The sequence below is a fragment of the Hoylesella loescheii DSM 19665 = JCM 12249 = ATCC 15930 genome (assembly GCF_000378085.1).
Classification (GTDB): Bacteria; Bacteroidota; Bacteroidia; order Bacteroidales; family Bacteroidaceae; genus Prevotella; species Prevotella loescheii.
Genome location: NZ_KB899211.1, coordinates 297,131 through 320,351, shown reverse-complemented (window position 1 = coordinate 320,351; position 23,221 = coordinate 297,131). Strand labels below are relative to the sequence as shown.

The 23,221-nt window shown below is 49.4% G+C and carries 14 protein-coding genes and 1 tRNA gene; 2 read left to right on the top strand and 13 right to left on the bottom strand.

The features are described 5' to 3' along the window. Nucleotides 1-57 precede the first annotated feature (57 nt). The 12 genes from F453_RS0103515 to F453_RS0103460 all read right to left on the bottom strand — a co-directional run bounded on the left by F453_RS0103515 (nt 58) and on the right by F453_RS0103460 (nt 19,117). The gene (locus F453_RS0103515; RefSeq protein WP_018966760.1) at nt 58-1,608 is read right to left on the bottom strand and encodes a RagB/SusD family nutrient uptake outer membrane protein; all 1,551 of its coding nucleotides are present in this window, start codon (nt 1,606-1,608) and stop codon (nt 58-60) included. A gap of 16 nt (nt 1,609-1,624) precedes the next feature. Further along, complete coding sequence (locus tag F453_RS0103510; RefSeq protein ID WP_026292434.1) at nt 1,625-4,852, bottom strand: SusC/RagA family TonB-linked outer membrane protein; 3,228 nt, start codon at nt 4,850-4,852, stop codon at nt 1,625-1,627. Between the two features lie 1,211 nt (nt 4,853-6,063). Beyond that, a complete protein-coding gene (locus tag F453_RS0103505; protein WP_025789934.1) occupies nt 6,064-6,819 on the bottom strand; it encodes a hypothetical protein in 756 nt (251 codons plus the stop codon). A 301-nt stretch (nt 6,820-7,120) separates the two neighbouring features. Further along, nucleotides 7,121-8,788: a hypothetical protein gene (locus F453_RS0103500; RefSeq protein ID WP_018966757.1), complete on the bottom strand. Its 1,668-nt coding sequence runs from the start codon at nt 8,786-8,788 to the stop codon at nt 7,121-7,123. A 12-nt stretch (nt 8,789-8,800) separates the two neighbouring features. Then, nucleotides 8,801-9,997, bottom strand: coding sequence for a hypothetical protein (locus tag F453_RS0103495; protein WP_018966756.1), 1,197 nt, complete (start codon nt 9,995-9,997; stop codon nt 8,801-8,803). 13 nt (nt 9,998-10,010) lie between these two features. Then, the gene (locus F453_RS0103490) at nt 10,011-12,521 is read right to left on the bottom strand and encodes a TonB-dependent hemoglobin/transferrin/lactoferrin family receptor (RefSeq protein ID WP_018966755.1); all 2,511 of its coding nucleotides are present in this window, start codon (nt 12,519-12,521) and stop codon (nt 10,011-10,013) included. Beyond that, nucleotides 12,518-13,108, bottom strand: coding sequence for a hypothetical protein (locus tag F453_RS0103485; RefSeq protein WP_234398391.1), 591 nt, complete (start codon nt 13,106-13,108; stop codon nt 12,518-12,520). Before F453_RS0103485 ends, F453_RS0103490 begins: the two co-directional genes overlap by 4 nt. Before the next feature lie 5 nt (nt 13,109-13,113). After that, a complete protein-coding gene (locus F453_RS0103480) occupies nt 13,114-14,160 on the bottom strand; it encodes a hypothetical protein (RefSeq protein WP_018966753.1) in 1,047 nt (348 codons plus the stop codon). Between the two features lie 502 nt (nt 14,161-14,662). Then, nucleotides 14,663-15,244, bottom strand: coding sequence for a hypothetical protein (locus F453_RS0103475; RefSeq protein ID WP_025789933.1), 582 nt, complete (start codon nt 15,242-15,244; stop codon nt 14,663-14,665). Nucleotides 15,245-15,375: 131 nt separating this feature from the next. Continuing rightward, nucleotides 15,376-15,990, bottom strand: a complete 615-nt coding sequence (locus tag F453_RS0103470) for a hypothetical protein (RefSeq protein ID WP_018966751.1) — start codon at nt 15,988-15,990, stop codon at nt 15,376-15,378. 2 nt (nt 15,991-15,992) lie between these two features. Beyond that, on the bottom strand, nt 15,993-16,772 hold the full coding sequence (locus tag F453_RS0103465) for a class I SAM-dependent methyltransferase (protein ID WP_018966750.1): 780 nt from the start codon (nt 16,770-16,772) through the stop codon (nt 15,993-15,995). Nucleotides 16,773-16,831: 59 nt separating this feature from the next. Then, nucleotides 16,832-19,117 (bottom strand): TonB-dependent receptor family protein, encoded by a 2,286-nt coding sequence (locus F453_RS0103460; RefSeq protein WP_018966749.1) that lies wholly within the window; start codon nt 19,115-19,117, stop codon nt 16,832-16,834. A 774-nt stretch (nt 19,118-19,891) separates the two neighbouring features. Between F453_RS0103460 and F453_RS0103455 the strand changes: the two genes are divergently transcribed. Further along, nucleotides 19,892-20,242, top strand: coding sequence for an ABC transporter (locus tag F453_RS0103455; protein WP_009237209.1), 351 nt, complete (start codon nt 19,892-19,894; stop codon nt 20,240-20,242). Between the two features lie 1,039 nt (nt 20,243-21,281). On the opposite strand, the gene F453_RS0103450 is transcribed toward F453_RS0103455, so the two are convergent. Continuing rightward, a tRNA-Asn gene (locus tag F453_RS0103450) sits at nt 21,282-21,355 on the bottom strand. Between the two features lie 165 nt (nt 21,356-21,520). Between F453_RS0103450 and F453_RS0103445 the strand changes: the two genes are divergently transcribed. Continuing rightward, entirely contained in the window at nt 21,521-23,209 is a 1,689-nt protein-coding gene (locus F453_RS0103445; protein WP_018966748.1) for a S41 family peptidase, read from the top strand. Nucleotides 23,210-23,221: the final 12 nt, after the last annotated feature.

The following is a 23,221-nucleotide window of genomic DNA, read 5'->3' as shown; positions in this document are numbered from 1 at the left end:
GTCGTATTGATATTTTGGGCTTGGCCGAAGCACCAAAAGCCTCGGCCAAGCATGTTTTTATTGATAACCAGGGTTCTGTTTCACTGCTCCCTTGCCGTCGTTGATGGCCGAAAGGGGCAATGGATACACCTCTTTATACTCCTCGGCGTATGGTGAATTGTAGATTTTCTTTACCCAAGGGATGAACTTATGATGACGAATAAGGTCGGCACGGAACTGTCCGTTCTCGCACCAGAACTCGTGCCAACGTTCGGTTAGTATAGCGTCGAGAACCTTTTCGGGTGTATCAAGCGCGGCGGCAGAAAGGTTATTGATGCCGGCACGATGCCTAACAACGTTGATAAGGTCAACTGCTTCCTTCAAATCGTTGCCCGTTGCGCCTGTCTTTTGCGACAAAGCCTCGGCCAACGACAAGTAAACGTCGGCGTAACGATAGAGAATGAGATCGATATCAGATGCTCCGCTCGACGCTTTCACACGTGGATCGTAGCCCATTTTCAGTGCTATAGGACCAACTGCAAGCTTCGAATCGGGCGTGGTACGGTCTTTCACTACGCCCGTAGAGCTTTTATAAGTAGTCAGAAGCTTTGTTCGGCGCACGTCTTTCGCATCGAACGAGTCGTAAAAGGCCCATGTGCTGGTAACGGTTCCCCATCCGCCAGTCATGTCGCCTTGTTCAAAATCGGTGGGAAGCACCATCATGTGCCACTGGTTGATACTCGGTCCTTCGTACGAACACGGCAAAGCGTAGATGATTTCCTTATTGGCCGAACCCTGTCCACCCAATTCGAACATCTTCACATAGTCTCTTTGCAACTGATAACCATACTGCGGGGCCATCAATTCGCGTGCCAGCGTCTCCACCTTATTAAAATAGTCTTTGCTTATAGGTGTTTCGTGCAGGTACAAACGTATGAGCAGCATCTTGGCAAAGCCCTTGCTGAATCGACCATATTCAGCCTTATCGGGCATGGGTAGATGCTCGGCGGCAAACAGCAGGTCGTCTTCTATGAACTTCACTTGCTCTTCTCGCGTGAGTCTACCCAAAGGTCGTTCTTTCAAAGGATTCTTCAACACGTCTAATGGAGCAATAACCAGCGGGCCATACATGTCGTAGAGTGTGTAGGCGAGAAATGCTCGGGCGCAACGCACTTCGGCTTCGTAAGCCTGTTTTTTGCTTTCGGCGATGGGTGCATTGGCTATATCGTCGAGTGTAAGCGTGCAAGTGCTGATCTTATTTAAGTAGCCATCGCTGTAATCACTATTAGGGCGGGTATAATAAAACCAAGTTATCTCTGTGCTCGTTGGGAAAAAGTTGAGTTCGGAGGCCATTTTCTGCACGCCAAAATCGCCAGTGATAATGCCCGTGGTGCAATCGTTGACAAACATCACACCCTTTTCGGAGGGCGTAAAGATACCATCCCACCAGTTGCCACGCAGTGGGCGATAGCAGTTCATCACCAAAGCTTGCACGTCTTCCTCGTTCTTGGGGAAGTTGTTGGGATTAATCTCCGAATAGTCTATGGGCGTTAGGTCCGAGCAGGCAGACACGAGGCCGAACAAAGCCGTGCCCAACAGTATGGATAAGCTTTTAATTCTTTTCATCATTTCAGGGATTTAGCGGTTAGAATGTTACGTTTATGCCCATGCTGTAAGTACGGGCGTTGGGATAAGCAGCCGCATAATAGTCGGTTTCGGGGTCCAATCCTTTATACGGAGTGATGCAGAACAGGTTGCTGGCGCTGAGCGATAGGCGCACGCGCGACAGCACCTTGGTGCGCGAAATCAACGTGCGAGGCAGCGTCCAGCCAAGGCTGATGTTGGTTAGACGAATAAACCAAGCCTTTTGGTAATACCAGTCGCCCGAAGTGTAGTTGTTGTTCCATCCGTTAAACGATGTGGGTTGCGTGGTCGAGGGATTGTCCCAAGTCCAGCGGTCCTTAATCTTTCGCAAGGCATTGTAGCCATAACGCGCCAAATCTCCTCCACCAAGACCGTACGCCATCTCTGTGGGGTCTTGCATACGGCGGTCGAACATGCCGTTAAACTGTATGCTCAGGTCGAAGTCTTTATAACGCAGGGTATTGGTGATACCTGCCAACCAACCTGGATCTTGCGAACCCAACAGCACGTTATCGGCGTCATCGATGATGCCATCGGGCTCTCCTGTGAGTACAAATCGTCCGTTTTCATCTACGATGGGCTGATTGTTCTTGTCGCGTGCGTAGCCGTTGATGTCCTTGATGACGATTTCTCCAGGGCGCAAGTCGGGCTGCGCCTTGGGCGCTTTTTCGCCAATCTGCATGATGTGGTCGGCCAAACGTGCATAGATTGGCCTTATCGGGTCGTCCACGCGCTCGTAAATGCCAGGCTTCCAGTCGGGTGTGCGCTCCTTCCAACGGTCCTTATAGGCGGTGAAAGTAAAGTCGGTGCTCCACTTAAAGTCGCGTGTGTCGATGTTTTTGGTGTTGATGGTCACCTCTACACCCGTGCTTTGGGTCTTGCCCACATTGGCCATCACGCTCGTTATCTCTTGATATACGTTCAGGGGCTTATAGTTCAGCAGGTCGGAAATCACCTTATGATAGAATTCCACACTGGCAAGAATGCGGTTGTTCAGGAATCCCATATCCAAACCGACGTTCCATTCGGTGGTTGTTTCCCATTTCAGGTCGGGATTTTCAAGGCGCGACCGATACACGCCCATCACCTGCGAGTTGTTCTCCTTGTTGAAAGCGGCCTGCGTTGCATAGGTGGCGAAGGCATTAGTACCGATGTCCGAGTTACCCGTTTGTCCCCAACTCAATCGCCATTTCAGCATGCTGATCCACTCAGCACTCTTCATGAAAGGCTCTTCGCTCATGGTCCAGCCCAAGGCTACTGATGGGAAGTAACCCCATTTGTGGTTGCGGGCAAACACGCTAGCACCATCCGCGCGCATCGTAGCCGTTAGATAGTAGCGGTCTTTCAATATATAGCTGGCGCGGAAGAAGTAGCTCTCCATCTTGTTTTTGCTATATCCCGAACCAACGCGCTTCTGTCCCGTGCCCGCATCTAGGTTGTGATAGCCAAAGGCATCGGTAAGGAAGTCGTTGTTGCCTGCTCTCGAGGTTTTCAATTCAAACTGTTCGTACGATGTTCCTGCCAACAACGACAGCTTGTGCACGTCGTTGAAAGTGCGGGTGTAGTTTGCCGTGGCTTCAAGCAGATACTGGTTGTTGTCGTTGTTGTAAACGTCGGCGTTGCCATTAGCGTTTCTTCCTGCAAGTGTTGTTTTGGGTTCGTAAGTGCCACGGAAGATATTGGCGCGGTCGATACCTGCGTTTAGCTTCAAGGTAAGACCTTCCAAGGGGTTGGCTTCAAGGAAGATGTTGCCCAGCAGACGGTCGGTGCGTGCCTCATCGGTGTTGTTGAGCAGCGAATAGGGGTTGGGTTGCGTTCCAAGAAGCGGGTTAATGGGGTACGTTCCCGTAGCGGGGTCGAACGCTTTGATGTGCGGCCCCATCTGTACAGCTGCCCTTATCATACCCGATTTTTCCCATCGCTCGCCGCCAAGCTGCGTGTTGGCGTTGTCGATACGCGTCAGTGTGAGGTTAAGACCAAGCTTAAAGATATCGAGGAACTTTTGGTCGATGTTGGTTTTAAGGGTGTAACGCGTCATTCCCGAATTGCGAATGATACCTTGGTTGTCAAAGTAGTTGAGCGAAAGCATGTATTGCGTGCCTTTCGAACCACCGCGCACGCTTAGGTTATGCTCCTGCACTTGGCCGTTGCGGGTGATAAGTCCCAGCCAATCGGTGCCTTCGCCTGCCGCTGCAATTTGTGCTTCGGTGAACGGTTGCGTATAAGCCAATCCGTTTTTGGGTGATTTTAGCGCCTCTTCAAGCGTTTTTCCGCCCCACGGACCCACACCATTCTCCCACACCCAGTTCTCCCAAGTCGACTTATTCTTTTCTACCATCCACTCTTTTAGCGAAAGCATGTCGTAGTTGTCAGAATACTTTTGGAAGGAGTAATTATACGAATAGTCTACCTGTGGCTTACCCTCTGCACCGCGTTTAGTGGTTACGATAACCACGCCGTTTGCAGCGCGGGCTCCATATATGGCTGTGGCCGAGGCGTCTTTCAATACCTCAACGCGTTCAATGTCGTTGGGATTAAGGAAGTTGAGCACGCCTTGCGTACCTGGATCCATACGGTCGTTAACGCCTCTAGGTTGGTCTATCTTCGCAATAGGAAAACCGTCTACGATGTAAAGTGGGTCGTTTTTGGCATTCACCGATCCTGCTCCGCGCACCAAGATGTCAAGTCCGCCACCGGGTTGAGCCGAATTTTGGCGCACATATAGTCCTGCTGCCTTACCCGCTAGGGCGTGAGCGGCCGACGCAACGCCAGCCAAGGCCACATCAGAACCCTTTACCGAGGAGATGGCACCCGTCAGATCGCGCTTCTTCATCTTGCCATAGCCCACCACAACAACCTCGTCTAGCGAACGACTATCTTCGCTTAGGGTGATGTCGAGCGTAGCTTTGGCCTTCACTTCTTGGGATGTGAAACCAATGTACGAGATGGTTAGACTACTGCCCACTGGTACCGTGAGCGAGAATTGGCCGTTGATGTCGGTTACGGTGGCCAGCTTCGAACCCACCACCTGAACACCGGCGCCAATGACGGGCTCGCCGTTGGCATCGTGAACATAACCCGTAACGTCGATGGTTTGCACTGGCGCAAGTTGCTTCGAAGTGGCCACAACGTGGCTTTCGGCACTTGCACGAAGAGGCAAACACAGCCCAGCACTGCTTGCTAAAAACAATGCAGACAGACAGTACTTTACTTCATGGCGTACTTTCATATTACTGATGTTTTATTTAAAGTTAGAATTTAATTGTCAAAAAGTGATTGTAAATTTATAAACTATTTGGAATATTGCGTAATAACCACGTTTTCTTTTAATATTTATAAACACATATTGATGGTGATTAAACCTTTGCGCGGGTGGAAGGGAAAAAGAGAAAAGACAGCTTCGCCTTAGAAAAGGTGAGCAAGCGAAAAGGTGAAAGGATGAAAAGAGGGTTTCGCTTGTTAATTTGTTAACTTGTAAACGCGTAACCTTATCAACACGTTTACTCGTTAACTCGCCTACTTGTCAACTCGTCTACTTGTTAACCATAAGGTATAAATGCACACCTTATATATATAGGGCGTAGCAATCGATAAGATTAAGTTTCTTGTTAGACACACAACCATTAAAGTTCATCGCAATGTTTCCCCGTTCTTCTATTCGTGATTTATCGTCAACCGCCTAATATCTTTACGTGAGTTCAGGATAAAAGACGATGCTTTTAGAGCAAGATTAGATAAAAACGAATGGCAATCTCGCCAACTACAGCGTAGCGGTAGTTGGCATAAAGAGTTTCTCTTGTCCCGAACTCGTGTAATATCTTTATGTGTTCAGAATGCGTTTGACAAAGTATCAAGCAACGTTTTCATGGTACGCGTTGTGCTCCCAACATTTGGTACTGCTGTTCCAGGTTAACTGGAACCTTGTTCCATATCAACTGGAACACTGTTCCATGTGACTTGGAACAGTATTCCATCTTAGCTGGAACAGAACGGGAATTGTAAAAGCACACCTTTAAAGCTCTTTTTTCGTGATTTAGGAGATGAGAAAACGCGGAACGTAGGGATAATGTTTAAGGAGATATGTACAAGAGAACACAACTTTGAATCACGATGCCAAGACCTTTAAAAATAAAGACGTACACGATAAAACGACCTTAACGCCAGCGCGTTATGATGGTCATTTTATCGTGTACGTCTTGTTTTTACTTACCTTTTAAATACCAAAGGGCGGGCATCTTGCCTTGGCAAACATCTTGTTATGGCAGTTCTTGAGTTTTTGAGTTTCGTTATTTATGAAGTTTATGACATGCTGCCCCAACCCAAAGGCTAACGAACATGCTGTTTGTGAATGGTTTGGAGAGCCAAAAAGTCATTAACGAATGAACTCACTAACTCAGTAACTTAAACTTATTATAATATGGTGTGCCTAGGCCTATGTCGTTATTGGGCTTCGAAAGTAAGGAGGAAGAGACCGCCGTCTACCTCGGTTAGCATCACCATCTCTTTCTCTGTGAGGGTTTGTATGCGCGAGTTGCGTAGGAGCATCGGGCCTAGGGGTATTCGGGTGTCTATGTCTACGCGCTTGTTTTTAACGCTCCACTTGCCGTCGGGGAAGGTCATCGACATCGGGGAGGTTACCGTAAAGGTGAACTTGGAGTTGGGCAGGAACTCGAAATGCTTTACGGCCTTGTTGACAAACATGTGGTAGGGGTTTGAGCTAGTGTGGTCTACGATGATGCGCGAACGCTCTTGGTCAGACAGCCACTTGTGTTTTTGCAAGCCCTGTGCAATTTGTTCGTCGGAGTATTGCTCTTCGGCAGCGGGTAAAGTCAGGTTGTTCACCTCGGCACTGGTGGCTCCGCTTTTCACTATCAGTTTCAGTTTTTGTTCATAGCCGGCCAGCAGGGGCAGCTTAAAGGTATGTGTACCGTTCTTGTCTGCTGTGGCTTGGTCTAGTGCTTTACCCCTTTCAACGTCTAAAACCAGGCTTAGCGAGGCCTCGGCTGGGGCGTTGGCCACGTTTACGGTGGCGGTGTTGGTCTTGGTGTCTGCGGCCACTTGCACCTTCAACTCCTTGGGGTCGGGTTTTGGTAGGGGGGCGTTGCTGTTGTCGTCGTCGTTAGAACACGCGAATAATAACATGGCGCAAAGTAGCGCCTGCATCCATAGTAGGGAGCGAATTGCTTTTTTCTGCATAATGTTGTGTTGGTTTATGAGATTTTAGTTTGTGAGTTTATGAGTTTATGTGTTGATGAGGATATGGGTTTGTGGCTTTGTACGAACGTGGTTTTACGGGGTTACGAAGATGTGGGTTTGTGCAGAAATGGGTTTGTTTGGCTGCTTGTTTGCTTGCCAGTGCGTTGGCATGTCAGCTTACAGTTGGCTTACTTCCCCCTCGTTCCACAAGCCCCTTCGCCCCCCTCCCTTGGTGGGAGAGCGGGGAAGGGAGTGGTTATCTTGTTCGTTTTATTACCATTTCGCCAGAATATATTCGATTTTACCTCGCAACTTCATAGCCATTCTCGTTTGTTTTAACCCATTTGGGGTAGTTTACCAATTCTGTTTTGGTTTTATCCACACTTAGAAAGAAGTCGAATTCGCCCTTAAAGTTGCTTCGTTTAAGGTTCTTGGGGAAGATAATCCGCTTAATTGGGTTGACAAGATCATCATTTATCCTTAAAAACCTAAGATTGTCTAAGCCCGTAAGGTCTAGAACATCGGTTTCTATCGAGCTTAAATCTAGCTTTTCTATCGTGGTTGGCATCTTTATAAGTTTAATTCGGGGCATGTCCGGCCTACTTTCTTCCATGCCTCTTGTCCATCCAAAATACAACTCACACCTTTTTAGCTTGGTACGGCTAAGGTCTAACGTCTTAACGGGGTCGATATAGCTGTGGGGTTTGAGAACAAGCGAGTCCAAGTTTTCGGGGTAAATGGTGTTGTCTGTTATGAATTGTTGGACTTCTAGCTCTCGCAGGCCTTGCACTTTGGTATAGTCTATCTGCGTTCCTACCTTGATGTCTGGCGGGCTGCTGGCAGGCAGGCTCAGAGACGTAACGGCGCAGGGTATGTCTTGGGGCAACATGGGCCACGTGTTAAAGTTGTATGCCAGTCGTTTCAGCTTGTTAATCTTGTCTAGGCCCACTATTTTCGCTTTTTTCTGCCTATTGCCCAGGGACAGTATCTCGAGGGTGTCTAGATACTGATTGAGCTTAACCTCCTCTACTTCATGTTGCTTGCTGTCTGGCTGATAAATAGAGAAATAGTTAATGCGGCTAGCACTAATGTCGAACGTGCGTAAACCCCTGTTGTTTGCATCAGGATAGGCAGTGATGGTTAAACTGCGCACGTGGGGATTGGTAACTTTTATGTCGGGTTCTAGGATGTTGCAATCCTCGAACTGCATTTTGCGCGCCCTCGGGGTGTTGATGGTGTTTGCGTTGTATTCGCAATAACTTGCTTTAAACATAGGGAACACGTTTGTGGGCGCTTTTATTGCCGTGAGATCGCAATTCTTAAACTCCATCCATGTTATCTTGTCGTTCTTCGAGAAGTCGTATCCGCTTACGTCTATGCGCTTAAAGGGGCGGTTGGGAAACCAAAGCGTGTAATCGAAGTTGCCGGCTTCAAAGATTAGTCGCACCTCTTCTAGCTTTGTAAGCTTGTCTAGGTCGAGCATTTTTGTTATTTGCGCCTCGTCTATGTAAATGCCTTTCGTGTTTGGAAAGTTGGCCGCTCCCCACAACGTAACGTCTTGTCCCAGGCCTTTAAACTCGGCATACTGGTTGGATAGCGAGATATACTCTATCTTTTCCGGCGGCAGGTTCTCTTCGTTTTTCATCTTTAAGAAGAGCGAGTCGCCGTTGGGCAAAAGGTATGCGAAGCCGTCTTTGAGGGCTTTTGCGTGGTAGAAGTTGATGATGCGTTCGCCCTCTTTGCGGTTAGCCTCGTCGGTAAGCTTGGGCAAATTGGCGCGGGCCTGCTCAAAGCGGTAAGCTCGGGCGTAGTCGGTAACGCGCTCTTTGATGAAATCCTGGTATTGGGCGGTGTTCTCGTTCAGCTCTACATCGTCTTGAACGACGTTGAGCAAGTCGCCCTTTTGGCACGAGTTCAGGGCAAGTGCCAGGGCCGTTGTGGCGGCCAGTGTGATATATGTTTTGTTCATTGTAGCTTTGTGTTAGGGTTGTTTCAACGTTTTTGCGGTTTCTCTAACGCCTTTAACATCGGTTAAAGTGGCGATGGGCTGCTTGAGCATGAAGAGATAATAGGTTTCTTGTGGCGATGAAATGCGGAACCATGCGCCCGTGTTTGTGGGCTTGATGTACTCGATGATGTAGTAATAGTTTTTCCAAACCTTCACGGCATCGCCGTTGTCGTTGCTGAGTAGCACGTCGAGCGGGCGTTGGTCTGTTGGAACACGGAAGAGTGCTTCGCCCACACTGATGAACGGAAGCTCGTTTGTTTCGACGATAATGCGGTTGCCTTGCGTGCGCCAAGTGCCTTTTACCATGATGTTCTTGTCTTCAACCTGCGATGCCCAAGGGCGAAACGCCGTTTGTTTTACCACCGAGGGGATGTCTATGTACACGTTGCCGTCTTGTGCGAAGTTGAATTTCGCCCCGTAAACAAGAGATGGTGTCTTGGTGAGGAAGTCGTTAACGAAAGTTGTTCGGATGGCCAATTGGGGTATTTCGAATTTACTTTCCGATTCGCTTGAATAGGGCGACATCTCCCAAGCGGTGTTGTTGAACAGGCCTTTGTCTATGGGTTGTCGGCTAACTTGCATGCCGTCGAACCATGCTTGCCCCATGTTGCGCAGGTCGGGAAACTCTGTTGGCGAGCCGCCTTCGAGCACCGAGCCTCCGTTAAAGAAGTCAATCATCATCACGCGGTCGCCTACGTCAACGTATGTGCGTATCATGGCCACGTTGTCTTTGGTTTGCAGGTCCATCACCTTCACGCGTAAGGTGGCATATCCCACGGGTGTTTTGGTGTCGATGATAACGGTGTTGGGGTCGGTTGGCGATGTTTTCCACTTGCCCCTGCAAAGAAGGAATTGGTATTTCGTAAGCGGTGGATAGAAGATGAGCGTGGAGGTGCCGTCTCTTTGCAGCTCCATACCCAGCCATGCCATCGAGTAGAGCATGCCTTCGAATGGGGCAGAGGCCTTATTGCCGAAGTTGGTGCTGCTCCACGACTCGTTGGGAATGTTCATGTTCACGTCTTTAAACCATGTGGTGGAGGTGAGTTTCTGCACCACGGGGTTGTTCAGGTCGGGCACGGCGGCCTCTTGGTGTACGTCTATAATGTTGCGTTGGTCGCATGCTGCGAACAAAGTGGCGAGCGACAAGGCCGCCAAAACGATGTGTTTCATTATATGCGGGGTTTTAAATGTTAATTTCTATGGCCGCCGATAGATAACGGCGAGGCTGTGTGAAGCGTGCGAGCGACTTGCGCCCGTCTTTAAAGAAGAGGTTGATGTTGCCCAGCAGGGCGGGGTTGGTGAGCTGCCGCAGGTCGTCCCAACGGTGATATTGGGTGTCGAAGAGATTGTACACGCCCGCCCTCAGCGTGATGTGGCCACCTATTTTATAATAGGCATAGAGGTCGAAGGTGTATGCGTTCTCTAAAAATGCGGCAGGAAAACGGCGAATGATGTCGCGTCCGGAGGCGTCGCGGTCCCAGAATGTGGTTTGCGAAATGGGCTTGGCGAAGTGGAAATTCATCTTGGCGTTAACCTCCCAACGCTTATTTGCACTGGTGTAGGCTAGCCCAAGGTTTCCGGCAAGCGGCTGAACGCTGAGCATGCTCATGCCCGAGGACGACTCGCCCTGTGCGTAACTCCACGCCGACGACAGCGAAATGCCACGCAAGACGGGCCACCAAGCATCTGGATACAGTTGCAGTGCGGCATCGAAACCTACAAGATGGGCGCGGTCGCGGTTAACGTTGGTTACGTAGGCCAGGCGTTTTTCTTGCGGCATAAGTGGCTGGCTCACCGTGAGCAGGCCTTGCCGAAGCTCGATAAAGTCGGAGTAATGGTTGTAATAGGCACTGAACATGTAGCCCAGGGCATTGGTTTTGCCTGTTATTTCCAACTCGTGATTGATGGATTTTTCGGGCTTCAGGTCGCGGTTTGCCATCACAAGGAACGATGGCCACGTGCTATAGAACTGGAAATATTGCTCTTCGATGTTGGGTACTCGATAGCCAGTGGAGAACTTGTAGGCCAAGTTGATCCACGGCTTGGGCGTGTATGCCAGCACGGCCAGTGCCGAAAAGCCACCCTGGGTGTTGCGTATCGGACTGAAATCCATGTTCGCTCCCTGCACGTTTTGCAGCAGGTAGGCAATGTAGCCCGTGTTGCGCGCCTGCGTATCGGCATCGTCGGTTGTGCGGAAAAAGTCGTAACGCACGCCCAGTTTAAGGTTCAGCACGGGCGAAAGCGTGGCTTCGTCTAGCAGCGACAGGGCCAAGTTGAACCGCTTGATGGGGTTTACAAAGGCGTAAGCTTCGGCCGTGGTGCCCATGTTCTCGCCCAAAAGGTACACCTTTCCGTGCCTAACGGTGTAGCCGTCTACGTTGTTTGCGGCTACGGGATTTTCCACATCCACGTTGCGCGAGTTGTAATTGCGCAGCAAAGTGGTGGCAGTTAGGTTTAGGCTGTGTTGGCCTAGCGCGCCAAGGGGCAGCTTACGGGTGTCGGCCGAGAGGCGTAACAGGGCGTCGCCAATCTCTTGTGCGCGGTATTTGTCGCGCTTGCCCTCGTGCAACAGGGTCATGTTGCCGTTGTGCTTGTCGAAGTTTGGACGGTAATAATCTGTCCACGTAGTGGCGTCGAGATACGAAACCTGATAGTGTAGCCTGACAGCGAACTTCTTAACCAGTGCTTCGTCTGACGTGAAGCGGTAGCCGGCAGAAGCCTGTCGGGTGAGCGATTGGTCGTGCGAATAATAATAAGGCTTGCCTTCTGCCGTGAAAGCGTCTATGGGTTCGAGTGTCCAAACCTCGGCATCTGCCTTTCGGTTCATCGCGTAGAAGGCCGCATCAATGCGGTGGTGCTCGTTGGGCGCATAGGCAAGTTTGGCCAACCAGGCGTGTTGTGCAAAGGAGGTGGGGTCTGTTTGGGTAGAGGTGATGTTGCGGGTTCGCGCTCCGTGGGCGAAGTTTCGCAACTCGTTGCCGTCGCGGCGGGTAACCATGAGCAACGCTTCCCATTGTTTCCACAGAGCTGCTGCCCCTCCGATGAACGTCCGTAGGTTGTCTTTGCCGTTATAGCCTGCGTGGGCGAACCCTCCCCATTGGCCTTTCGTTATCAGGTCGCGTGCGTTTTTGGTGTTGTAGTTCACCGTTCCGCCCAGCGCACCGTTGCCAGATACGAACGAGTTTGCACCCCTTTGTATCTCTACCGATGAGGCCAGATAGGGGTCGAAGTCTATCCGCGAGGCGTTGGAAAGGCCATACGAGCTGAACACGACATTGTCTTGGATGTCGGGTTGTAATATCCCGTCTACGCTTATTGCCACCCTGTTGGCCTCTACACCGCGCATGGCGAAGCCCCGCATGCCGCCGCGCGACCCCGATATCGACACGCCCACGGAGGGCATGTAGCGCACAAGGTCGGTCATGTCGGCAGGCATTTCCACCTTAAGCTGTTCTGCCGTTTGCTTAATCATACCCACGGCACGCGCTCCGCGATTGGCTTTCACCACCACTTCCTTAATGTTGTGCGCACGTGTGGTGTCGTTAACAACGGCTTGCGCGCAGATTGTTGCGGGCATGAAGCACGCAAACAAGAGTGGTAACACAACCCAAAGGCCCAGCTCGCGGTGCGCCAACGCGGCGCGGATGGTTTGCCCACTAAGGGCATCGGCAGTTGTATGTGAATGTCTTTTCATCCGTTTATCAGCGTTAGTTTCTTGGTGTAGGGCTTCATCTTGATGGTTCTCCCGTCGGCATTGAAAGGCGTTCCCACCGCTATGGGTGCTTGCGCGCCGTCTATGAGGATAGACTTGAGGGCAAGTTCGAACGTGGGTTTCGACCCTTTCTGCGTTTTTCCACCGGGCAACAATATGCTGCCGCCATCGGTTTGCGTGAGGTTGAAGACGAACGAAACCGTTGTTTCGCCCCAATTTAGGAACCTTGGCGGCACGCGCTTAAACGTTAGCGTGTGCTCATTGGCGCGGTATTCGTAAAGCAGACCGCGCAGGGGAATGCGCAAAGTGCCCTCCGTCCCACCGTTGTCTGTGGGCAGGAGCAGTTCGGGTTGTGAGAAATTGGCCACCTCGTTGTGCAGGTCGAACCACAGGTAGGTGTTGCTTTCGTCTATCACGAATATCTTCGAAAGCAGCAAAGCGTTGTCGGCATCCATCTCAGAGGGTTGCGCCTGTTGGAAAGTGTCGTTGTCGTCTAGCTCCCGACCGATGCACCCCGAAAGAGAAAACAATAGCGAGAGCAATATGGCTAGCAACTTAAAGTGTGGCATAGGGCTCATTCTTTCGGGGTTAGGGTTATTTGCTTAAAGGGCTCGGGATAGCTTGTGTCGAACGTTTTGTCGGCATACGAGGTTAGGAATTGCTTGATTTGAACGAACAACCCGATGCGGGGCTGGCTCAAAACGAGGTTCCTGCCATTACGTTGGTAGGTAAACTCGTAGTACCATTCGCGCTTCACATCACCATACCCATCAGAGAAGTTGGAAGTATTCTTCATTGGGATGCGGAAGAATATCTTGTTGCCGTAGGTGGCGTAGCGCATGGGCGTTTCGCTCATGTTAGCTTCGAGCCAGTCGCCATCGCCGTTGAAGCGTTTGCTGTATTCCTCAACGGCAGGCAAAAGAAAGAAGCGATGAGCCTTCACAGTATTGTCGGCATTAAGCGTAAAGTCGAAGGCGAATTCTTTCATCGACTTGTACACGCCCTCGTTCAGGTCGGCAACATCTTCGCGAATGCTGTCTATGTCGAACGTCCAGGTCCATTGTGTGCCGGTGATGTCTTTGGGTGGAGCTTGCGTTTTGCTGCTCAATTGGTCTACATACTTTTGTGTTTCTTTGTCTACCTGTGCCACAAGGGCTTTAAGTCGCTCGTATCTCTCGCCACTACGAAGGCGATAAGGCAACTCGTAGAGTGTGCTCCCACTCGAGATAAGCAACTGGTTGCGAGCAATGTACATATCGAACAGCGTACTTTGGTTCATCTTTGAAGGCACATCGCGTATGTCGCGGTTGAGCCTAACGGCAATTTGCACCAACGTTTGGAAAGCTCGCACATCGTCGTCGGCCAGTAGGTTGTGGTCGTCGGTAACGAGATCGCTGAACACAAGTTGGTTAAACTGTTCTTCGGCTTGCTGTGGCGACTCGAAGGCCAGGTTGAAAAGGCGGTCGAACTTATCGGCCAACTGCTGCTTAGCCACAAGTGCGCGTTCGCTTTCGTCTAGCTCCGACGTGGTGCAACCCACAAGGAAGAAAGCGAAAAATGCAGCAAACGTGAGGGTAAACCAACGTAAGCGCAGGGTGATAGCATTCTTTAAATTTGACATGGTTGTTCTTTTGTTGATTTAGTTTATGAGAATATTGTGGACGAGTTAACAAGTAGACGAGTAGACAAGCGGACTGGTTGACAAGTTAACAAGCGAACAAGTTAACCTGTTAACAGACTGACAAGGCTTGCAAGCAAGTGAATATGGCCATAAAGCATGCAGTCTTACTCCTCTGATTTCTTGCTCCATAACTCCTTCTAACTTTGTCTTTCAACATCACTTTATCATCAATGGAGCAGTACTAAGGCCCTGGTACAGCCACTACAAGCCGTTAGTAGTGTGACTACAAACCATCAGTAGTGCGACTACAAATGGTCGGTAGCGTGGCTACTAGCCGTTAGTACTGACGCGTGCACCATCATAGGCTTCATGACTTAAAGGCAAATCGCTCCAAAAACAAGTATCCTTTACCATGGCATCCCAAAGCGTTAAGATGTTAAGCATTGGGACTTAGGCATGTCGGAAGACGTTTTCCCTACTCAACTACTTGTCTGCTCGTCATTCATTTTGCCGCTTCAACGTTTACCACCACGGGCAAGATGTTGGGCAGGATACGTAGAACAAGCTTATTGTCCTTCCATGTTCCTTCGGCAGTAGCTTTGTCGGTCTCAAACCCATTGGGGTTTGGTATGGCTATTCCACCAGGCAACTGCTTTGGATCTACCGAATTCCCGTTGTGAGGCGCAGCCTTAAAATACCCCTTTATCGACTTAAGTGCAACAGCTCCGTTCTCTCCTGGGGTGGCAACGAAAGTAAAATCGACGGTCATGTCGAAAGGCATGCGTGCCGTTTCGCTAGGTTTGCCATTTCCATCAAGGAAAGGCGCGTTGAAGTTCTCGTAGTGCATGCGCACTTGTTGCGTACCTGCCACACGCTCTATATATATGGTGTGTGTACCTTCGGCCATTTTCTTGTTACCCATTGTGGGAGCTATGGTGGCCTTGTATGTACCTGCCATGCTATTGACAACTGCTTCGCTTACACCTTCATTGTCGTCTGATTTGCTACAAGCTGTGGTTAAACTCATGGCCAGGGCGAACATGATGAACAGCGCAGAAAGATTTCTTAAACTTGTAATTCTCATTTATCTATAGGTTTTTAGCCCCAACATAAGATGGAGCAAGGTGAATAATATTGGCTGACGTATGGACAAACATATTGTTTGCCACGTGTTTTCGGCGTAGGCACAGCCGTTTTCCGTGCGCCGATAAGAGGTTATGGCGTTGGTATTTGCTTCTTACCGTGCCACCTGATTTTCATCGGAACGGGTAGCATCAAGTCGATAACAGCGTATATTTCACCTTTCGACTTGACGTAAAAGCCCTCCATTTCGGCATCGTCACTTTCGGGAAGAGGCAGTCCGATGGTTTCTCCATGGTCACTAGTGTGCACCGATCCGTCTTTACCCGCTAAGCGAATGGTGTCGTTAGGGGTATCGGTGAGCAACAGGTTCATGTCTATCGTCATGTAGAGAGGCATAAACTGGGTGTGAAAATCTACCACGCGAAGCTGCAACGAGCCGTTAGTGTTAGTGGTAAGAGGCACTATTGCATCGCCACCCGTAAAGTAAAGGCGAGGCGTTGTACGGTCGGCATCGTAGTAAATGAGGTCGAGCCGCGAGGCGTATTTACCAGCAACGAGTCGTGCCTGTTCATGGGTATGCAGGTTGGAGTCGGCATATTCGTTGCGGTTGGGCAGCAATTGGGCAGCCCGCTCTTGGTCGGGCGAGCGCATATCGTCGCTACACGCTCCCACAAAAGTAGCAGCAAGGAAGCCAAGTGCCGCCCAAACAGCCACCCCACGTAGGCGAAAGATGTTGCGCACTGTCATGACTAAGCCCTTTTCTGCGCCACAATCGAGATGGCGTTGATGTTATCGGCGTGCTTCCTAAATATGCTGCGCATCTGCAATACACGCTTTCGAGCTGTGGGGTTGCGTAGCATACGCCATACAATTCGTAGGAAACCACCCCACCCCTCATCGGCTACCACACGGCGCCATTCCAGCAGATGCATGGGGTTTTGCATTGTCCACACCACTTCAAAACCGTTTTCTTCGAGCACAGCACGCCATGCCGAGAGCGTAAGGGGGCGTACATTGGTCTTGATGCTATATGCAAGGTCTTTCTCAATGGCACGTTGCAACTCGCTGTCAGCATTGTCTGGACAAATCACTATCTCGTGGATGGCATACAATCCACCTGTTCTTAGCAATCGTGCAGCCTCTTTCACAATGGCATTCTTTTGTTGCGCGCTCTGCATCGTTAACATCGCTTCACCGTAAACCTTTGTTGCGCAAGCGTCGGGAAGGCCCGTTCGCGCAGCGTCGGCAGCCACCACGCGCATGCCGGGATAGTTCACGTTGCGCCGAACACGTTCGGCCGCCTCTTCGTTCAGTTCTACGGCGGTGTACGAATGGGGCTTATGGGCTACGGTTAGTCGTGCCGTCTGTCCCAATCCCGGAGCGAATTCAACCACGTCGTCAGCCTGACTGATGTTCATTGCATCCAACATTTGGGTGGTTAGTTCCATTCCACCGGGCCTAAGCACCCGTTTTCCCAGCTTGGCAAGCACCCAATGGCCTTGCTCCATGTTCATTCTTTTCTCTGTCATAATGGTTATATTTTAAGTTTAACGGTGTTGAAAGAATGTTGTATCTTGAGTTGAGAACATCATAATTGCCACGTTATACCCCCAAAAACACAGCGTGGCTGGGCGGGAATAAAGAACGCCATCTGCCTGGCAGAGAAGTTGGGGAAAGGTATGGGCGGATTATGTATCTCATCGCTAATGACATAACTGGAGGCGTAACGACTGTTGGCTACATTCTTCATCTCTACATACAGGTTCAGCTTCTTGCTTAGGGCGTAGGCGGCACGTAGGTTCCACACGCGATAAGCAGGTTGAAACATGGTGTTGGTATGGTCGATGGGCGTGTCGCCAGGTTTCCATTCCAATTGCGCTGCAAGACTAAGACCGCACGGATGTTCGAATTCGGCCGAGGCGTTGACGTAATGTTGGGGAATACCCGCAAGGCGTTTGCCCTCGTATTTGCCACCACTAAAACGAAAGTCGCTATAATTATATACCCCACCAAGGGTAAGTTTGCCGACGTTGATGCCCCAAGGACGATCGGCCACAACGGCGTTCAGTCCTACTTCCACACCTTGATGTAGGGTTTGCGGATAGTTTTCGGTACGCTTAATGCCACGAACATAGTCTTTCACTTCAAGTATCTCGTTGCGCACCCAAGAACGATATGCAGCCACGTTCCACGAAAAGCGCGCCAGGCGACCTTTGCTCCCCACTTCTAGCGTGGTAGCCGTTTGCTTATCTAAGGTAATGGCGAAGAGGCGCTTGGGACTGGTATTGATGTTTGTCGTTACCTCTGTGCCTACCAGTTCGTCGAAGGTTGGCGGCTCATAACTTCGGCTTAGGTTACCAAACAACTGCACGTCTTCACCTTTAAAGGGACTATATATCAGCCCAACACGCGGGTTAAAGGCTGAAAAATGCTGGTTGAGCGACGTGCTTTGCGAGCGAAAATAGCGGTACTTTTTCGACATATGACTGTACCAAGGACGAAGGTCGGGCTGCGGAAAGCGGTCATGGCTGTTGCGTTCATTATATACTAAGTGGGCATCGACAACGAGATTAAGTTTCGACGACAGCCTAATCAGGTCTTCGGCAAAGAGAGTTAGGTTGCGCGCTTGCAAGTCGTCGTGGGCAAACATAAACGATTCCAACCCATCTTTGTTGATGTAAGTACGGCGATCTATCTGCCCTACCGAGGCCACGAGTCCTCCGCGAAGGCGATGATTGCCTGTGGCGAGGCGGTAGTTGAGGGTTAATCCGCCATCGTGGTGGTACGAATGAGGGATCGAAATGGTGATGGGGAACACAAATTGATCGTCGGCGTATTGGTAATACACCGCAGCCACAAGGTCGCTATTGGCGCTTATACGAATGCCCGTGCGATTGGCCACGCGCAACATACGTGCAAAACGGCGTGGCTTATCGCGCAAAACGTTAGGCCCCATGCTAAAAGGCAGGTCTACACCAGCATTCACTTGTTTGGGATTGTCCATCAACTGCTGCATATTTAGCGGTCCAGGGAACTGGAATTTCAGCCAAGTGAAGTGCAGGTAAGTGCGATTGGCAAGACTTCCGCTGTGGTTTTGCAGTCCATAGTTGGCCCCAATGCTCCATCGGGTGTTACGATTGTAAAGCCGATAGCCGTCTTGTGCGCTGTACGAAAGGCTTACATGGGCGTCGCTCGTCTGCCAGCGATAGGCCATATTAGCCGCCACGGCCCTATAACCATAACTTCCGCCCTCGGCCTTTATAAGCATTCCCACCCCTTGTTGCTTGTCGGCCGTTGGCGAAACAAAGTTGATGGCCCCACCAAGGGTGCTTGCTCCAAAGGTTAGGGCATTTGCCCCCTTGAACACTTCAACATAATGTGCAGTCATAGGGTCCATCACTCCTATTATATAAGAGCCGTCCGCGAAGTTCACGGGTATACCGTCTTGCAGCAGATAAACGCCTCGACGTTGCGGGTTGCTTTGTATGCCCGAGCCACGAATATTTAGGCGAGGTTGGTCGTTCAGTCCGAAGAACTCTTGAATAATAACGCCTGGCTGCATGGCCAGCGCATCTTTGAGAGTAGAAAGCCGTTGGCGAAGGGGCGACATCTGAACCAACGAGGTGCTTCCTGCCACAAGTCGCTGCTCGTTTAGGGCTTGTGCCATGGTTGGTTGTGTGAGCTGTCGAGGCGCAAGCACATTCACCTCTTTGAGGTTTATCACACGTGGCAGAGTGTTTCGTCCTTTCTGCGCCTGCACACTATCGTTATCGGTAGGTTCTGGCAGGGTGTAACAGGACCCGCATAAGGGCTTTGCCGTTATGCCAACCACAGTAAACCAAAGTGCCAAACCAACCTTCAAACGGGTTTCCATGTATATCTTATTTTGTGCGCAAAGTTAAATTGGCGAGCAATAAGTAAAAGTAACAAATGCGACCGATAAGTCAAAATACCTTGTTTTAGGTAGGGCGAAGGCGAGGATAAGGGTAAAATGGGCATCATTAATTCCATCAAAATGACAACAAACACAATAAACGGTATTTTATCAAACAGAAATTTGTCTACATTCTTCACCCCTATCCCATTTTATCTACTTGTGCTATCGCTCTCATTGGCAGCATTATTCATCCTCGCCTGTAGGAAATTTTGACATATTTATTTGATATTTACACTTCTTTTATGTTGTTGGACAAACTATTTTCATATTTTACGAAAAAAAAAGGAGAAAACATTTGGAAGTTATTTGTTAAATGTCTATCTTTGCGAAGTACTTAGTAATCTTTGCGAATAGAAACGTAAGATTAACTTGCAGTTCGCGTTCTTAACAATCGCGAATCATCATGTAGGGTATCACGCCTCACCCTAACACCCGCCAAAAAGCGTTTGGCGATATCGTAGACACCAGAAGAAGAGTAGCGTCAGTTCAACAACTATTCAAATGAAGGATTAGAGAAAACGACCTGAAAACGATCCACTTCGAGTGGTCGAACAACCATCGAAGCCCTGTTTCGTAAGGGTTGCCCCTTTCCCTTTTCCTTTCATGCAATACCACGAACGACGTTTTTCTCAATTGCTAATACCTCTCAATGTACCGCAGAGTGTGCGGAAAACCTGATATGTATATGTAAATAATCTAAACTGATGTTGTATGAAGAAGGTAGTATTGTTTGTTTTTATGTTACTGCAGCTATGGGCGTGCGGACAGGTGAAGTACAGAGAAGTACTAAGCTTGGCTGACGAGTTCGTCTCAAGCCTTGAAACGGACTACCAGAGCTACGGTCTACTTGGGGGCGTAGACAAGATTCGATACACTAGAGATGGGCTTTACCAAGTTTTTCCCATGGGAAGGCTCATCAATGTGAAAATCGACAGCATGGCCTCCGACGACGACTACGAGCAATTGCGACAAGCCTTGGCTTCTCACTACTCCGAAGATGGACGAGTGAAGCAAGTGTATCGGTGTTATGCCGGTACAATCATGATAGACTGTCGCAACTAATTTAGTGTTACATACTGTTGTTTGAAGAAGGGGCGCGGCACAAAGGCCACGCATGGGACAACCTCGTTTCTTTTTACTATTAAGAAGCTCCCATCGCACCCTGACGGTGTCGCGGCCCTTTAAATTCTACCTTTTAAAACTTCTATCGCACCTCGGGTCTTTGCTCGTAGGTGCGTTGTTGTTTCCAGAACGTAGGTTATTTGCTGACAAAGCGAGGATTTACACACAAGCTTTTGGGTTGATAAGGCAACCGTTTTTCTAGCTTATACGCGAGTTTGGGATAAAACATAATCGTTATGTCAACCATCGCGTGGGACCTAGTTGGTGAGATAACCATTCGTTTTTTATCTAATCTTGCTCAAAAAAGCACCATATCTTATCCCGAATTCACAGAACATTCGGCACGAGCTTGGAACGTTCTAGGCCATTCATCCCACAGCCTATCACCACCAACAACTGACCCTTCCCACCTCCAAACGCCATCATACACTCCTCACCCTATAAGCGTTTGTAGCGGGCTTTTAAAGTTCCCGCCTTGTTACAGCTTAGATGGAACCTTGTTCCAGCTAAGTTGGAACAGGGTTCCAATTCAACTGGAACAGCATTCCGGATGACATGGAACAACCGTCCAAAACGTATATAACACGGCGGTTAAAGTAATAATGCATCATCGGGGCTTAGATGGCGCATTTTCGGAACTATGAAAATGCGAACGAGAGAGGGGTTAATTGGCCCATTCGGGATAAGATAACATGTCATTTTGAACAAGACAAAGCAGGTAAAGAAATAGCTATCTCGCCAGCTAGCCCCACGCGATGGTTGGCATAACGATTGTGTTTTATTCCAAACTCGCGTAGCTTATGCAGAAAGTTATAGCCATTACCTAACCAATAGATAGACAAAAAACGCATTCGCCCAACATCTCTTGCCCATCACATGCGTTCCGTTTTCTCTCCGTTCGCAGGGCCTTAAACCCCGCCCATAGCACGCTTTCAGCAATGGGCATGAAAAAAGGGGACTACCGAAGTAATCCCCTTTGCGCTTCAAGATGGGCTTGAACCAACGACCCCCTGATTAACAGTCAGGTGCTCTAACCAACTGAGCTATTGAAGCATTTTTGCTTGTTTGCGGTTGCAAAGGTATATCGTTTTGGTGAAACAACCAAATGTTTTGGCAAAAAAAATCGATTTTACGTGATTTTATAATAAAATAAAGACAAAGTGAACGCTAGCTAATCTTTATGTCGTAATTTTGTGAAACAGAACAAACCTATTTACAATGAGGAAGACATTCATCGCATTATGCTTTGCCGCCTTTACCTACACGGCAGCGGCCCAAAAAGAAGGCGACCACAATTTCAATGTGGCCAAGAACCTTAACATTTTTAACGCTATCTACAAGAACCTTGACATGATGTACGTTGACACGCTAGACGCTAACCAAACCGTAGGAACTGGCGTCAATGCCATGCTCAAGGCACTTGACCCTTACACCGTTTACTACCCCGAAGATAAGGTGAAAGACCTTAAATTCATGATTACGGGCAAATACGGAGGTATTGGCGCGCTCATCAAATACAACAGCCAACTGAAGCGCGTAACGATTGAAGAGCCTTACGAAAACATGCCCGCTGCCGAAGTGGGACTGAAAAAGGGTGACATTATCTTGGCCATCGACAACGAAGACATGACCAAGAAAGACCAAGCATACGTAAGCGACCACCTCAGAGGAGACCCCGCAACAAGCTTTATCTTGCAAATTAAACGTCCATCAACGGGCAAAACCATGAAGTTTAAGATTGTAAGAAAGGCCATTCAGTCGCCTGCCGTTCCCTATTATGGCATGCAGCCCAATGGCGTGGGTTACATCAACCTCTCCGGATTTACCGAAAACTGTTCGCGCGAAGTGCGTCGTGCTTTCCTCGACCTTAAACAAAAGGGTATAAAAAGCCTCGTTTTCGACCTTCGCGGCAATGGTGGCGGCTCGGAATCAGAGGCCGTCAGCATCGTCAACATGTTCGTACCGAAGGGTAAACTCATTGTTTCGAACCGCGGAAAGATGCAACGCTCCAACCACGAATACCGCACAACGGTTGAGCCTATTGATACGGTGATGCCCATTGTGGTACTGGTAGACGGCAATTCGGCCAGTGCAAGTGAGATCACCAGTGGTGCGCTGCAAGACCTGGACCGTGCCGTGGTGCTGGGAACACGAACTTTTGGCAAGGGTTTGGTGCAAATGACGATGGACCTACCTTACAACACGGCCCTCAAACTCACAACTGCCAAATACTATATACCTAGTGGCCGATGCATCCAAGCCATCAACTACAAGCACGGCAATGGTGGAACGAAAGAGCTTGTACCTGATTCGCTCACCAAATTGTTCCATACCGCCAACGGTAGACCTGTGCGCGACGGTGGCGGAATTATGCCCGACGTAGAGGTAAAAGCCGACTCGCTACCCAACATCGCTTTCTATCTCGCTGGCGTAAGAGACTCTAACGAGCTGTTGCTAAACTATCAATTGGACTATATCGCCAAGCATCCCACCATCGCCCAGCCCGAAGACTTCGACCTTACCGATGCCGATTATGCCGAATTTAAGCAGCGCGTGCTCAACTCGAAGTTCACTTACGACCGCGAAAGCGAAAAGTTCTTGAAAGAATTGGTTAAGCTGTCTAAGTTCGAAGGCTATTACGACGATGCCAAAACCGAGTTCGAGGCACTGGAAAAGAAACTAAGCCATAACATCGCCAAAGACCTCGACATACACAAGGAGGCAGTAAAAAGGCTTATCATTGATGGTATCATCCCCTCATACTACTTTCAAAAGGGGCGCATCAGGCATTCGCTCGTAAACGACAAGCAAATGAAAGAAGCCCTCAAGCTGCTGGCAGACACCAAGAGATATACCGACTTGCTGAAGCCACAACCAAAGGCAACGCAGCCTAAGGCGAAAAAATAACATTCTTCTGTA

What these genes read in the sequence shown, in the direction of transcription:
- F453_RS0103515 (WP_018966760.1), bottom strand. Translation starts at nt 1,608, where the DNA reads ATGATGAAAAGAATTAAAAGCTTATCCATACTGTTGGGCACGGCTTTG.
- F453_RS0103505 (WP_025789934.1), bottom strand. Translation starts at nt 6,819, where the DNA reads ATGCAGAAAAAAGCAATTCGCTCCCTACTATGGATGCAGGCGCTACTT.
- F453_RS0103490 (WP_018966755.1), bottom strand. Translation starts at nt 12,521, where the DNA reads ATGAAAAGACATTCACATACAACTGCCGATGCCCTTAGTGGGCAAACC.
- F453_RS0103445 (WP_018966748.1), top strand. Translation starts at nt 21,521, where the DNA reads ATGAGGAAGACATTCATCGCATTATGCTTTGCCGCCTTTACCTACACG.
- F453_RS0103510 (WP_026292434.1), bottom strand. Translation starts at nt 4,852, where the DNA reads ATGAAAGTACGCCATGAAGTAAAGTACTGTCTGTCTGCATTGTTTTTA.
- F453_RS0103500 (WP_018966757.1), bottom strand. Translation starts at nt 8,788, where the DNA reads ATGAACAAAACATATATCACACTGGCCGCCACAACGGCCCTGGCACTT.
- F453_RS0103460 (WP_018966749.1), bottom strand. Translation starts at nt 19,117, where the DNA reads ATGGAAACCCGTTTGAAGGTTGGTTTGGCACTTTGGTTTACTGTGGTT.
- F453_RS0103465 (WP_018966750.1), bottom strand. Translation starts at nt 16,772, where the DNA reads ATGACAGAGAAAAGAATGAACATGGAGCAAGGCCATTGGGTGCTTGCC.
- F453_RS0103480 (WP_018966753.1), bottom strand. Translation starts at nt 14,160, where the DNA reads ATGTCAAATTTAAAGAATGCTATCACCCTGCGCTTACGTTGGTTTACC.
- F453_RS0103475 (WP_025789933.1), bottom strand. Translation starts at nt 15,244, where the DNA reads ATGAGAATTACAAGTTTAAGAAATCTTTCTGCGCTGTTCATCATGTTC.
- F453_RS0103455 (WP_009237209.1), top strand. Translation starts at nt 19,892, where the DNA reads ATGAAGAAGGTAGTATTGTTTGTTTTTATGTTACTGCAGCTATGGGCG.
- F453_RS0103495 (WP_018966756.1), bottom strand. Translation starts at nt 9,997, where the DNA reads ATGAAACACATCGTTTTGGCGGCCTTGTCGCTCGCCACTTTGTTCGCA.
- F453_RS0103470 (WP_018966751.1), bottom strand. Translation starts at nt 15,990, where the DNA reads ATGACAGTGCGCAACATCTTTCGCCTACGTGGGGTGGCTGTTTGGGCG.
- F453_RS0103485 (WP_234398391.1), bottom strand. Translation starts at nt 13,108, where the DNA reads ATGCCACACTTTAAGTTGCTAGCCATATTGCTCTCGCTATTGTTTTCT.